General features: G+C 64.7%; 12 protein-coding genes. 8 read left to right on the forward strand and 4 right to left on the reverse strand.

Annotated elements, in window-relative coordinates; translation table 11 throughout:
• Window positions 1-102: 102 nt before the first annotated feature.
• The 8 genes from AC1DIO_RS13225 to flaF all read left to right on the forward strand — a co-directional run bounded on the left by AC1DIO_RS13225 (window position 103) and on the right by flaF (window position 6,654).
• Window positions 103-1,236 (forward strand): flagellar basal body P-ring protein FlgI, encoded by a 1,134-nt coding sequence (locus AC1DIO_RS13225; RefSeq protein WP_476853493.1) that lies wholly within the window; start codon window positions 103-105, stop codon window positions 1,234-1,236.
• Window positions 1,236-1,604: a rod-binding protein gene (locus AC1DIO_RS13230; RefSeq protein WP_113513544.1), complete on the forward strand. Its 369-nt coding sequence runs from the start codon at window positions 1,236-1,238 to the stop codon at window positions 1,602-1,604. The genes AC1DIO_RS13225 and AC1DIO_RS13230 overlap by 1 nt, the downstream gene beginning before the upstream one ends.
• Window positions 1,591-2,079, forward strand: coding sequence for a hypothetical protein (locus tag AC1DIO_RS13235; protein WP_441506242.1), 489 nt, complete (start codon window positions 1,591-1,593; stop codon window positions 2,077-2,079). Before AC1DIO_RS13230 ends, AC1DIO_RS13235 begins: the two co-directional genes overlap by 14 nt.
• A 192-nt stretch (window positions 2,080-2,271) precedes the next feature.
• On the forward strand, window positions 2,272-2,733 hold the full coding sequence (locus AC1DIO_RS13240; RefSeq protein ID WP_441506243.1) for a hypothetical protein: 462 nt from the start codon (window positions 2,272-2,274) through the stop codon (window positions 2,731-2,733).
• A gap of 242 nt (window positions 2,734-2,975) precedes the next feature.
• Window positions 2,976-4,316 carry a flagellin N-terminal helical domain-containing protein gene (locus AC1DIO_RS13245; RefSeq protein ID WP_441506244.1) on the forward strand — a complete coding sequence of 447 codons (1,341 nt, stop codon included), beginning with the start codon at window positions 2,976-2,978 and terminating at the stop codon, window positions 4,314-4,316.
• 206 nt (window positions 4,317-4,522) lie between these two features.
• Window positions 4,523-5,854 (forward strand): flagellin N-terminal helical domain-containing protein, encoded by a 1,332-nt coding sequence (locus tag AC1DIO_RS13250; protein WP_441506245.1) that lies wholly within the window; start codon window positions 4,523-4,525, stop codon window positions 5,852-5,854.
• A 52-nt stretch (window positions 5,855-5,906) separates the two neighbouring features.
• The gene (gene flbT, locus AC1DIO_RS13255) at window positions 5,907-6,299 is read left to right on the forward strand and encodes a flagellar biosynthesis repressor FlbT (protein ID WP_441506246.1); all 393 of its coding nucleotides are present in this window, start codon (window positions 5,907-5,909) and stop codon (window positions 6,297-6,299) included.
• Window positions 6,283-6,654: a flagellar biosynthesis regulator FlaF gene (flaF, locus tag AC1DIO_RS13260; protein WP_441506247.1), complete on the forward strand. Its 372-nt coding sequence runs from the start codon at window positions 6,283-6,285 to the stop codon at window positions 6,652-6,654. The genes flbT and flaF overlap by 17 nt, the downstream gene beginning before the upstream one ends.
• A gap of 95 nt (window positions 6,655-6,749) precedes the next feature.
• Here flaF and AC1DIO_RS13265 read toward each other — a convergent pair whose 3' ends face one another.
• The 4 genes from AC1DIO_RS13265 to AC1DIO_RS13280 all read right to left on the reverse strand — a co-directional run bounded on the left by AC1DIO_RS13265 (window position 6,750) and on the right by AC1DIO_RS13280 (window position 12,843).
• Entirely contained in the window at window positions 6,750-8,267 is a 1,518-nt protein-coding gene (locus AC1DIO_RS13265) for a flagellar biosynthesis protein FlgL (RefSeq protein WP_441506248.1), read from the reverse strand.
• Between the two features lie 11 nt (window positions 8,268-8,278).
• Entirely contained in the window at window positions 8,279-10,153 is a 1,875-nt protein-coding gene (gene flgK / locus AC1DIO_RS13270; RefSeq protein ID WP_441506249.1) for a flagellar hook-associated protein FlgK, read from the reverse strand.
• Window positions 10,154-10,224: 71 nt separating this feature from the next.
• The gene (locus tag AC1DIO_RS13275) at window positions 10,225-11,640 is read right to left on the reverse strand and encodes a flagellar hook protein FlgE (RefSeq protein ID WP_441506250.1); all 1,416 of its coding nucleotides are present in this window, start codon (window positions 11,638-11,640) and stop codon (window positions 10,225-10,227) included.
• 201 nt (window positions 11,641-11,841) lie between these two features.
• Window positions 11,842-12,843: a YcjF family protein gene (locus AC1DIO_RS13280; RefSeq protein WP_441506251.1), complete on the reverse strand. Its 1,002-nt coding sequence runs from the start codon at window positions 12,841-12,843 to the stop codon at window positions 11,842-11,844.
• Between the last annotated feature and the right edge of the window lie 9 nt (window positions 12,844-12,852).

Raw genomic sequence — 12,852 nt, forward strand, 5'->3', positions numbered from 1 at the left:
TACCTCACAACAGGCTGGCAAATAAGGGCTTTCATGAAATCGGCAGTTGGCACGCCCCTCGCAAGGCATGAGCCGCTACTGTCTCATTCCCGCCGGTGCCCTATGGTTCGCCTGCCCTCCCTGAAACGCCTTGTGACGCCGCTGGCCGCGCTGCTGGCCATCGGCCTGTCCTGGGCGGCCGAGCCGGCGCAGGCGCTCTCCCGCATCAAGGATCTCGCCGCCGTCGAAGGCGTGCGCAGCAACCAGATCCTCGGCTACGGCATCGTCGTCGGCCTCAATGGCACCGGCGACACGCTGAACAATACGCCCTTCACCAAGCAGTCGCTGCAGGCGATGCTGGAGCGGCTCGGCGTCAATACGCGCGGCGCCAATATGCGCACCGCCAATGTCGCCGCCGTGATGGTGACCGCGAACCTGCCGCCCTTCGCCACCCAAGGCACGCGCCTCGATGTCACGGTCTCGGCACTGGGTGACTCCAAGTCGCTTCAGGGCGGCACCCTGCTCGCAACCCCGCTGCTCGGCGCCGATGGCGAGGTCTACGCCGTCTCGCAGGGGCCGGTCGCGATCTCCGGCTTCTCGGCCGAGGGCGACGCCGCCAAGATCACGCGTGGCGTGCCGACGGTCKGCCGCATCGCCAATGGCGGCCTGGTCGAACGCGAGATCGACTTCGCGCTGAACAAGCTGAAGACGCTGCGGCTCTCGCTGCGCAACCCGGACTTCACGACGGCGCGCCGCGTCGCCGCTGCGATCAATGATTTCCTCGGCGGCGATGCGGCAGAGCCGACCGATCCCTCGACTGTCGTGCTGCAGATCCCCCCGCGCTTCCAGGGCAACATGATCCGCATGCTGACCGAGATCGAACAGCTGCGGGTCGAGCCCGACCAGCTCGCCCGCATCGTCATCGACGAACGCTCCGGCATCATCGTCATGGGCAAGGACGTCCGCGTCTCCACCGTCGCCGTCGCGCAGGGCAACCTGACCGTGACGATCAGCGAGCAGCCGGAAGTCAGCCAGCCCGAGCCTTTCGCCCGCGGCCGCACCACCGTCGTGCCCCGCACCAACGTCAAGGTCGACACCGAAGGCGGCAACAAGCTCGCCCTCGTCAAGGAGAGCGTGACGCTCGCCGAGCTCGTCGACGGACTGAACGCCCTCGGAATCGGCCCGCGCGACATGATCTCCATCCTTCAGGCGATCAAGGCCGCCGGCGCCCTCCAGGCAGAAATCGAGGTGATGTAATGACCGCCGCACTCGCCCTCCCCGCTGCGAAACTGGCGCTCGGCGTTGCCGGAAGCCTCGTCAACGGCCTGGCAAACGCTCTCGATCCCGCCAAGGCGAAGGCCAAGAAGCAGGCCGACGAGTTCGAGACCGTCTTCCTCGAACAGGTCACGGACAAGCTGATGGCCTCCAGCGAGACCGAGGGGCCGCTCGGCGAGAACGGCACCGGCGGTGGCGTCTATCGCTCGATGCTGACCCAGGAATATGCCCGCAATCTGCAGCGCGCCGGTGGCATCGGCCTGTCCGATCCGATCATGCGCAGCCTGCTGCAGGTTCAGGAACAGGCCACCGCGGCGACAACGACCGGAGCTGCCCGTGTCGCTGGCTAGGCGTGTACTGGACGAGCGGCCGCGCATCGCAAGCGCTCTCGAGGCGCAGGCTCTGATCGAAGCCGTGCTGGAGACGCTCGGAGCCCTGTCCCATGTCGTCGGCGAGGAAACCGAACTGGTCCGCGCCGGCAAATTGTCGGACGCGATGGAACGCGAACCGCGCAAGACCGAGCTTGCCGGCATCTATATGCGCGGCGTTGAGCAGGTGAAGCTGAACGCTGTCGCACTGGCACGTTTCGTCCCCGATCAGGTCAAGCGCCTGAAGGCCGCCCATGTCGCATTCCAGGACCTGATCGAGATCAACCAGATCGTGCTTGCCACCGCGCGAGCCGTCTCGGAATCGATCGTCCGCGATCTCGCCTTCGAGGCAAACCGTCCGATGCGGGCCGCCGGCTACGGACCGACGGCAACTGTGGGAGCCGGCGCCTTTGTCCGCCCGAACTCCGGGCCGCTCGTGATCTCCCGCAGTCTCTGAGCCACGGGGAGCCAGCGTGCCAGGGGGGAGGCGGCGGCTGCCACGGCAATCGTCAAAATTTACCTAATCTCCTTACGGAAGATTCAATCTTCGCGGTCATTGTCGATATGATGCGAAGGGTGCGGCTTGGCCGCGCCTTTCGTACGACGGCCGCGAGGGGTGGCTGTTATCCGACTCCAGAAGGAGTGAGCGATGGATTTCGGGGCCTCGACGAGGGCGACAGCGGTCGGCGCCTATCACGTGACCGCCAGAAGCGATGCCGCCGCGACCAAGGGGAGCATCCCGGTCGAACTGCCGGCGGCGCAAACCGTCCAGTCGGCAACAGCGGGTGAAGCGGTCCAGCTCGATCTGCAGGCCCGCTCTGAACAAGCGCGGCGCGACGACGCCATGGCAAAGCAGAACGCCACCACGGACAGGCAGGCGGCGCGCCAGCGCGAACAGGATCTGCGCGATCTCATCGAGCGTCGCATCGTGATCGAGCCGCGCACCCGCGAAGTTGTCATCCAGAAGAAGAACAGGGTGACCGGCGAGACCGTTTCGCAACTGCCTGACGAGACGCTGCTCCGGCTGCGCATCTATTCACGTGAACTCGCCGAGAAAGCCCGGCTCGCCGACGAAACCAGCGCGCAGCATTATGTCGAGCGCACCGCCTGACAAGGGCTGCCTTCCCGAATTTGTATCCCAGCCGCCCGCTCCCGCGGGCGGTTTGCGTTTGGGCCGATGGAACCCAGCCACCGTCTTATCGCGCGCTTAACCATGCAGTGGCTTTGCCCAATCTGACGGCAATTCGACCGGTGAAATTTACCACTCGTTACGGGTTGGCGACCGAGTGTCCTCGGGTCGCGGCCAGAAGGCCATGACGCCAGAATGGCACCATACCAGAAGGTATAACGACTATGGCTATTACGCTCTCTTCGGCTGTCCGCAATTCGGTCGCCACTCTCCAGCAGACCGCTGCCGCCGCCCAGGCCACCCAGTATAAGCTGGCCACCGGCAAGAAGGTGAACACCGCGGTCGACAACCCGGTCAATTATTTCACCGCCCAGTCGTTGAACGAGCGCTCGGGACAGCTCAAAGGTCTGCTCGACGGCATCTCGAACGGCATCCAGACCATTCAGGCTGCCTCCAAGGGCATCGATGGCATCACCAAACTGGTCTCGTCGCTGCAGTCCACTGTGAAGCAGGCCCAGGCCGACGCCGCTCAGAACCGTCCGACCGTCGTCGGCACCGGCACCACGCTCGCCGGCGCAGCAGAAGCTGTTGCGACGAGCAAGAGCTTGAAGGATATCGCACTCGACAAGCGCATCGGCAGCGCCGGCGATACGGCGGTCTCTGCAGCCACTGCCGGCAGCGCCGGCGACCTGGGTGTTGACACCACGGCCGCTCCCTCGCTGACCATCCAGCTCACCACTGGCACGCCAGCCTCCCCAACTTCGACGACCAACGTTTCGATCGCCCTGACGGCCAACACCACTGTTCGCGATGTGGTCAACGCCATCAATGGTTCGGGTGTCGCTACTGCCTTCGTCGATGAAAAGGGCCTGCTGAACGTCAAGGGAACCGGTTCGGAGACACTGGGCGTTGGCATTGGCACCGGTGCCGATGCCACGGCCTCGACCACCGCAGCCTCGACCGGCGCTGGCAATGCTGCCTTCGGTCTAACAGCGGCTGATCGCACCACCGGCGGCGTCTCATCTGGCGTGACTTCGGCGGTTCGCTCGAACCTCATCCAGCAGTACAACGACCTGCGCACGCAGATCGATGAACTCGCCAAGGATTCAGGTTTCAACGGCGTCAACCTGCTGGCCGGTGACAAGGTCTCGATCCAGTTCAACGAGAAGACCGGCAAGAACCAGTCCAAGCTGGAGATTCAGGGCTCGACGCTGACCTCCGACAACCTTGGCATCGTCCAGGCCGGCAACACCCAACTCGCCGGCTTCACCAACTTCCAGAACGACGCCGATCTGGAAGGCGCAACCAAGGCCCTGACCGGCGCCTTGACCTCGCTGAAGTCGCTTGCTTCGGGCTTTGGTGCAAACCTCTCGGTGGCGCAGACCCGCCAGGACTTCACCAAGGACCTCGCCGGCGTGCTGGCGGCTGGTGCCGATAGCCTCGTCAATGCCGATGCCAACGAAGAGGCCGCCAACCTGCTCTCGCTGCAGACCCGTCAGCAGCTCTCGCAGACCGCCCTCTCCATGGCCTCGCAGGGCGACCAGGCGGTCCTGCGCCTGTTCTGATCCTTCGTCCGCAGAAGCGGGCTCGCCCACAGAATGTGGGCCGAAGACAAAAAGAGGCGGAGCGAAAGCTCCGCCTCTTTTGCATTTGACGGACGGCATGAGGAGCACGCCGCATCCCTCGTTTAACCATTTGTTATCCCTAACAAGGGATTATCGGCCCAGAAAATTTGGCTCAGCGCCGAATCGCGCGTTCCAGGGGACCGAAGATGGCGAATACGATTCTTTCCAGCGGCGTGCGCAACAACCTCCTGACGCTTCAGCAGACCACCGCGCAGCAGAGCGTCATCCAGAATCGCCTCGCCACCGGCAAGAAGGTCAACTCGGCCATCGACAACCCGGTGAACTACTTCACCTCGGCCTCGCTGAACGACCGCTCCAGCCAGCTCACCGGCCTGCTCGACGGCATCTCCAACGGCATCCAGACCATTCAGTCGGCATCCAAGGGTATCGACGGCGTCACCAAGCTGGTGCAGTCGCTGCAATCGACGGTGAAGCAGGCCCAGGCCGACGCGGCCCAAAACCGCCCGACCAAGGCCGGCACGGCTCTCGCCAACGCTACCGAAGCGGCTGTGACCAGCAAGAGCCTCAAGGATATCGCGCTCGACAAGCGTATTGGCAGCGCCGGCGATACGGCTGTTTCCACCGCGACCCCCGCCTCCGCCGGCGACCTCGGCATCGACACGACAGCAACGCCGTCGCTCGGCATTTCGATCACCGTCGGCACCACCACCTACACAGCCTCCTTTGCGTCCGCGAACACGACTGTCCGGGATGTCGTTAACGAGATCAACAAGTCCGGGCTTGCCACAGCCTTCGTCGACGAGAAGGGCCAGCTCAACGTCAAGGGCACCGGCTCCGAGACCGTCGCCTTTGGTTTCGGCTCAGGCGCTAACGGTGGTGCTGCAATCACCGATGCCCAGGCAGGCGGAGACAACGCCGCGATCGGCTTCAGCGCGCTGGATGCCGTCGTCGGCACCTCGACGATCACCTCGTCGAACGTCACCTCGGCCGTCCGCTCGAACCTGATCCAGCAGTTCAACGACCTGCGCGACCAGATCGACAAGCTCGCCAAGGATTCGAGCTATAACGGCATCAACCTGCTCGCAGGCGACCGCCTCTCGATCGTCTTCAACGAGAAGACCGGCACGAACCAGACCAAGCTGGAAATCCAGGGTTCGACCCTGAGCGCCGCCAATCTCGGCATCGACCAGGCCGTCAACACCCAGCTGGCTGGCTTCGTCAACTTCCAGAACGACCTCGACCTGGAGAAGGCGACCCAGTCCCTGACCGGCGCCCTGACCTCGCTGAAGTCGCTGGCCTCGACGCTCGGCTCGAACCTTTCGGTCGCCCAGACCCGTCAGGACTTCACCAAGGAGCTAGTCAATACGCTGAAGATCGGTGCCGACAATCTCGTCCTTGCCGATCCGAACGAGGAAGGCGCAAGCCTGCTGGCACTGAACACGCGCCAGCAGCTTTCGCAGACCGCGCTCTCGCTGGCCAACCAGGCCGACCAGGGCGTGCTCCGGCTCTTCGGCTGATCGCGCCGAAGCACCCGACCTCCCCTCCCAAAAGCCAGAAGGCAGGATCGTCATGGCTCTCAAAGTCGAGCTCAAGCCGAACGAGCGCATCATCATCGGCCAGGTGGTGATCCGCAACGACGAGCAGCGCACGCGCTTCTTCATCGAAGGCGAGGCGCCGATCCTGCGCGAGAAGGACATCCTCACAGCTACCACCGCCAACACGCCGGCGAAGAAGATCTATCTCGCCATCCAGCTGATGTATCTGGCGCAGGATCCGACGCATGAGCACGAGACCTATTTCGCGCTCGTCCGCGATTTCATGAAGGCTGCCCCGAGTTCCCTGCCGCATATGACCGAGATCAATAACCGCATCTTAAGCGGCGATCTGTACAAAGCCCTGAAGGCAGCAAAGCAGCTGATCGCCTACGAAGCGGAACTCATCGAGAATGCAACACGGGTTTAACGCGTACGCCTCTGCCGCCAGGACTGCCCAGTCTGCCGTCTCCCCTCGCGAACTCGAAGCATCCCTGCTCCTGAAAGCCGCCGTCCGGCTTCAGTCCGTTGCCGATGACTGGCTCGGTCGCCAGCGCGAGCTCGACGATGCCCTGAACTACAACCGCAAGCTCTGGACCCTGCTGGTTTCTGCGGTGATCGCCGAGGACAACCCGCTGCCGGTCGAGATCAAGCGCAACATCCTCGGCCTCGCCAACTTCATCTTCAACCAGACCTTCCGCATCTCCGCCAACCCGGTCCCGGAATCCCTGACCGTGCTGATCGGCATCAACCGCGACATCGCCGCCGGCCTGCGCGGGCGCTGATCCGACGGCCCTTGCGTCCGACACCGACCAAACCCTCAAACGAAAACGGCGCCAGTTTCTGGCGCCGTTTTCGTTTTCACCAAGTCTCGGCTGAGTCAGATGTAGTTCGTCAGCGTCAGCTTCGAGAGAATCGCGGTCGTCTGGTAGCTCGCCTGCAGGCGTGTCTGTAGTGCCAGGATCTGCGTTGCAACCTCCTCGGTCGTGACCTCCTCGACCCCGGCGAGCGTCGTCGTCAGATAATTCTGGGTGGCGGTGTGGCGCTCCTTGGCGCTCGCCATCGCCTTCTGGGCCGTCCCGAGTTCGACGATGATCTCGGCCGGCTTCTGCACGCCGGTGCCGTAGCCGATCGTATTGCTGACGCGTTCGGCCAGGGCCTCGTAACGCCCCTTCGAGTTGGGATCGCCGGCCGGGAAGGTCTCGGCCGCGAATACGGCAAACTGCGCCAGCCCGACCTTGAAGGCCTCCTCATTGGCGCGTGCGCCTATGGCGACGGTCTCGCTCTGATCGACCTGCACCGTCGTCGTCGCGCGCGCCGACCCCGGCGCATCGTCGCCCTGGTACCAGATCACCGTATTCGCCGGTGTTCCAGGCGCCGGCGCAGCCGTCGCGGTGGCGAAGGGCGGCCCCGGCACCCGCACCGGCGGATTGCTGGAACTGCCATCGAAGAAGTTCTTGGCCGCGACCTGGGCCGACGAGGCCGACAGCGTCGTCTGAGCCTCCTTGCCGAAGGCGGCCGAAACCGAAGCGCGCAGATTGGCAGCCGTGGCATTGACGTCGGCCCCGATCTCGAACGTGTCCGTCGCGCTGCCATTGCTCCCGGCCGCCCGCGCCGTCAGGACGATCTCTTTCTGGGTGCCATCGGGCAGATCGACCTTGAAGCGCAAGGTGTCACCGGGCTGCGGCTGAGCCGCGACATTCACGGAGACATCGGCCGGCGGACCCGCAGTATAGGTCGGGACCAATCCCGCCGATGTCGTGGTGGCGGATTTCAGCTTGAAGCCGTAATTGGGATTGCCCGCCTCTTCCGCGATTGTCGCCGTCGTGCCGGCGCCACCTGCCGTGAGGCGCCCGAGCCCGGTCAGGCCGAGATCGGCTTCCTTGCGCTCGGCGATCAGCTGCTTCAGCCCGGCGCGGCCGGCGCCGTCCCCATCCATGATCAGGGAATAGCTGACCACCGGCTCGGTATCCGAGGTCCGCCCCGAGAACAGATAGCGCCCGCCGACATTGGTGTTGAGCAGGTCGAGCGCCTGCTTGAACTTTTCCTCGGCCAGAACCTGCGGCGCCGAACGGCCGCTGGCGCTCTCGACATAGCTGCCCGGACGCGCGTCGTTCTTGGTTTCGGCCGTCAGCTTGGCAAACCCCTCGACCGCCTTGGTCGAGAGCTTGAGATTGACGTCGGCAAGCTGGATTCCGGAGAGCCAGGAATCGAGCGAGGCCTTCTTGGCGTTGAGGTCGAGGCTGGTGCGCCGCTCGATCCCGAGATCGCCGTAGCTGGTGACCTTCTTGCCCGTATCGAGCTGGCGCTGAAGATCATCGAATTTCGCCCGCGTCGAGACGAATTCGCTCGGCCTAGCCGCGCGATAGGCTCCGGTGCCATAGGAGGTAATCGTCATGATGGCGTCCCTCAGACTCTCATCAGCATGTCCATCATCTCCTTCACCGTGGAGATGATGCGGGCATTGGCGGCGTAGGCGTTCTGCAGCTCGATCAACGTCGCCATTTCCTGGTCGACATTGACCTGTGAGGTCTCGGCGAAGCGGCTCTGCACGGAGGCGAGCGCCACCTGCTGGCCTTCATCGAGGCGCTTGGCGTTTTCGACCGCCTGCCCCTGCGAGGCGACGACGCGCTGCACGAAGTTCGAGACGGTGATGTTGGAGGTCGCCGTCGAGCCGTCGAGCGAGACCGCGTTGGTGACGCTCCGCAGGCCCTTGGTCAGCCGGTCGAGCAGCATCTGCGGCCGGGTGGCGTCGCCCTGCGGCGTCGCCGGCGTGGTGTTGAAGACGACGAGCTTCGAGCGGTCCGCGATCAGTCCAGGATTGATCGTGATACGGCCGGCAAAGCCCAGAGCCTGGGACTTGCCCTCGAACGAGCCGGTATAGGCGCCGTTGCCGTTCCCTGCATCGACGAAGAAGGGCAGTTCGGGCGATCCGTTGGCCCCGGACAGGCTTGTAGTGGTCGGGCGTGCCGTCAGGCCGAGCACGTCGCGGGTATTGCCCGCGCCATCGTCGACGATGCGCAGCATCGAACCGGTATTCGAAACCGTGAACCCACCGCCGATCGCGGCCTGGATCTGGGCTGCGACAGACGCCGGGCCGCCCGAGAAATCGATGCCGACCACGGTGTTGTTGGCATCGCCGCTGGCCGATGCCGGCAGCGGCAGCGATGCACCGGATTCCACGCGCACGAAGGTGAAACGCCGCGTCGCGCCACCGGGAGTGACCTGGTAGTCGAGCGTCACGCTGTTGCCGGACTGAAGCCCGGCGAGGTCGACATCGAAGCCTGAGGCCGCGCCTGCGGTGATGGCCGTTCCGGCGATCTCCCGATCGGACAAGGCGCTCGAGAGCTGCGCCGCCATCTCGTCGAGCTGGGCCTGCATCTGCACCAGCGTCTTGTCGCGAAGCTCGAGATTGGCTGCGATCTCGCCCGACCGGAACACCTTGTTGGCGATCGCGTCGATCTGGTTGCCGGAATTGTCGGTCATCGTAATGGTGCCGACACCACGCGTCGCCGCGTTGGGGCTCCATTGCGCTTCCGGGCCAAGCGCGGAGCGGCCGTCGAAGCTGAACTTCACCGCCGGTCGGCCGTCGAAGATCTGGGCACCCGATCCAGTGACGATGCTGAGCGAGCCGCGCGCATCCTCGCTGGTCTTGATGTCCATGTATTGCGAGAGTTCGGAGACGATACGGTCGCGCTGGTCTTTCAGGCCCGCTGTCGCCTGGTCGCTCTGCCCCTGCACGATCCGGGCATTGACGCTGGTCAGCGAGTCCAGCAGCTGGTTGATCTGGTTGACGGCACCGCCGATCTTCGTCTCGGCCTGGGTGCGCTCAGCCTGAACACCGGCGGACAGCCCGTTCAGGCGGTTTGCGAGCTGGCTGGCTGCATCGAGCACAGCCGTGCGGTTGGTATAGGATGACGGATCGTTCTTCAGCGCCTGGAGCGAGGTGGTGAAGGAGCTGTAGACAGAATCGAGCGCCGTCGCGCTTCCCGGCGCGCCGAACAGCTTGTCGAGATTCGAGAGCGCATCCGCCCGTGTCGACGTGTAAGCGGCGCCGGCACTTTCCTGCCAGAGCTGATGCTGGACGATCTTGTCGAGCAGGCGCTGAACAGCCGTGCTCGACGTACCGATCGTCGCGCCACTGAGCGTATCGGAGGTACTGACGACGCGCCGGACATAACCGGCAACGCCGGCATTGGCGACATTCTGCGAAACAACGCCGATACCGGTCTGCGTGACATGCAGCCCGGAAATCGCGGTGCCCAGGGAAGTACTCAGACCCATCGTCAACTCCTGCCGTCACCGGCGATCCTCCTGGATCGCCCGGAACCGCCTCCGCCGGCGGTCAAAGCCGCTCAGCGGATGATGCTGAACACATCGCGCAGCATTTCCTGCGCCGTGCTGATCACCTTGGTGTTGGCCGAGTAGGCCTGCTGGGTGACGATCATCTTCGAGAACTCGTCGGCGATGTCGGTGTTGGATTGCTCGACATTGCCGCCGATGAGCTGCGACGTACCCAGACCGATGATCGGAGGACCGGACTCGATCGTTTCCTCGAAGGCGCCACCGTCGAGGCGCTTCAGGGCGTTGCCGGCATTGAAGCGGGCCACCGAGAGTTGGGCCATCGCGACGACCTGGCCGTTGCTGAAAGTGCCGATCACCTGGCCTTCGGCCGAAACCGAGACGCGGTCGAGCGTGCCGGCCGTATAGCCGTCCTGACGGATGCTACGCGCGTCGATCTGGCCGCTGACATCGCCGTTCTGGGTCAGGCCGTTGCCGCCGGTCGTGAGATTGATGCCGGAGATCGCCGTGCCCGCGATCGTCATGTTCGGCAGCGTGATGTTGCCGCCGGCAGGGTTCACCATCTGGCCGGTGGAGCCGAAGGTGATGTCGACATTGGCATTACGATAGGCCACGGCGCCGCCCGTCGCGCCGGTGTTCTCGGCAACGAAGAGGTTCCAGGTGTCGACGGTCGCCGGAACGGCCGGCGGCCCCACCTGGGCCGGCGCCGCATTCGTGGTCTTGGCCCAGCGCAATTCGACGCTCGTCGCCTTGCCGAGCGCGTCATAGACGGTGACGGACCCGCCCGCGATGGAATCGCTCAGGAATCGGGTGACGTCGGCKCCGGTCACGAGGCCGGTTCCGCCGGCGGTCGTGGACAGCGGATTGGAGGCGTAGCCCGTAGCTTTCAACAGCTCGGATCCAGGCACGGTGGTCTTGGCGTTCGTCGTGCCGGGGAAGGCCGGGATATTGGCGCGATACTCGATCGAGGTCGTCGCCTTGGCCGGGAACTGTTCCTTGGTGATGCGCAGCACTTCTGGCTGGGTGCCGACCAACTGGCCCGTGACGGCGTCGATCTTCAGCCCTTTCAGATAGTAGCCCGCGCCATTCACCAGATAGCCATTGGCATCGAAATCGAAATCGCCGCGGCGGGTATAGAGATTGCTGTTGGTGAACTGGGTATTGGCGCCGAGGCCGCTCTGGCGCTGGTCGACGACGAAGAAGCCATCGCCGTTGATCGCGACATTGGTGTCGATGCGCGTGGCCTGGAGATCGCCCTGGATCGTGTTGGTCGCGCGGCTATAGGACGCGACAGAACCAGCGATCTGGCGATTGAGAGCCGAATCCGGGACCAGATCCGAGAACGTCGTATCGACACGCTTGAAGCCGGCCGTCCTCGAATTCGCGATGTTGCCTGAGATATTCTCGAGCGCATAGGACTGCGCCTGCATGCCCGAAACTGCCGTCGTCAGCGCGCTGAAGACACCCATGATACCCTCGCCTCAACCCTGGCACCCGGATGGGCGCCCAATACGTCGAGGCAGCCACTGCAGGGCCCGTGCCATGCAGGAGAATTCTATTTTTCAATCACTTGGATAGTTTCGAAACCGTATCGCGGCGAATTCCGCCCGGCAGTTTCCGTGCCGGCCGGCAAATTTTGCCGAGCCCCAAGATCTTGCCGAGCCCGAAGGTCAGCTGGAAGCCGTGCCGCGCCAGGACGGAAGGTCGCTTGCCACATCCGACAGGGTGGGTGGCTTGGCTTCGATGAATGGCAGAGGCCGGCAAACGGCAAGCGCAGCGAGCCCGACGCGCGCCGTCAGCAGGCCATTGAGCACGCCCTCCCCGAGCTTGGCCGAAAGCCGAGCGGCGAGCCCCTGCCCGACGACCTGCTGGACCAGCGCGTCACCGGCCGCGATGCCGCCTGTCACGACCAGGTGGCCGAGCACCTGCCGCGCCAGACGCAGCAGGCCCAGCGTCCCGGGGCGGCCGGCATAGATGCCGGCGATCGCCCGCAGCAATCTCGCGCAGGCCACAAGCACGAAGACGATATCGATCAGGGCCCGCGGGCTGACGGCCGTGACCAGCGAGACCCGGCGCGCGGCCAGCGCGATCTGCGCCTGCGCCGCGGCGTCGAGCGGCGTCATCAGGCTCCGCTCTGCGACGGTCAGAACGTCATGCGGCGCAAAGAGCTGGGGCAGGCTGTCCGCCAGCTCTGCCCGGCTCTTTGCAGTCTCCGGTCGCGTCGCATAGAGGCGCTGAAGTTCGCCGGTGATCGCCTTGGCTTCGTCGAGACTGCCACCGGCAAGCACCGCCGTGGCACGCAGCCGCAACGACTCGACGCGCCGCTCGCGCAGGATGTCGCGCAGAACCTTGCCCAGAATCACCAGAAGGGCGAGCACGGCGAGCGCCGCCGAGGCCAATGCCGCATAACCCAGCACTGGGCTCTCATTCATCAGCGAGGAGATGGTCCGCTCGGCCCAGACGCCGATCGAGAGTGTCAGGAAGGCGGACAGACCCGCAACGAACACGCTGCCCCAGCTGAAGCCCTTTCGGCTCGCCACCGGGACGACGGCCGGCTCGACCGGGTCGAGCGGTTCGCTTTCGGGCAGGACCGCGACGCCCTTCGTCATGCGTGGAGCGTCCTCGCCCGGCACGGTGGCATCGAGACGAACGGCGCGGGGAGCCTTGTTCATGTATCTGCC

It is taken from the genome of Allobosea sp. 05T439, from assembly GCF_056396005.1.

What these genes read in the sequence shown, in the direction of transcription:
- AC1DIO_RS13230 (WP_113513544.1), top strand. Translation starts at nt 1,236, where the DNA reads ATGACCGCCGCACTCGCCCTCCCCGCTGCGAAACTGGCGCTCGGCGTT.
- flgK (WP_441506249.1), bottom strand. Translation starts at nt 10,153, where the DNA reads ATGGGTCTGAGTACTTCCCTGGGCACCGCGATTTCCGGGCTGCATGTC.
- AC1DIO_RS13280 (WP_441506251.1), bottom strand. Translation starts at nt 12,843, where the DNA reads ATGAACAAGGCTCCCCGCGCCGTTCGTCTCGATGCCACCGTGCCGGGC.
- AC1DIO_RS13240 (WP_441506243.1), top strand. Translation starts at nt 2,272, where the DNA reads ATGGATTTCGGGGCCTCGACGAGGGCGACAGCGGTCGGCGCCTATCAC.
- flaF (WP_441506247.1), top strand. Translation starts at nt 6,283, where the DNA reads ATGCAACACGGGTTTAACGCGTACGCCTCTGCCGCCAGGACTGCCCAG.
- AC1DIO_RS13245 (WP_441506244.1), top strand. Translation starts at nt 2,976, where the DNA reads ATGGCTATTACGCTCTCTTCGGCTGTCCGCAATTCGGTCGCCACTCTC.
- flbT (WP_441506246.1), top strand. Translation starts at nt 5,907, where the DNA reads ATGGCTCTCAAAGTCGAGCTCAAGCCGAACGAGCGCATCATCATCGGC.
- AC1DIO_RS13250 (WP_441506245.1), top strand. Translation starts at nt 4,523, where the DNA reads ATGGCGAATACGATTCTTTCCAGCGGCGTGCGCAACAACCTCCTGACG.
- AC1DIO_RS13265 (WP_441506248.1), bottom strand. Translation starts at nt 8,267, where the DNA reads ATGACGATTACCTCCTATGGCACCGGAGCCTATCGCGCGGCTAGGCCG.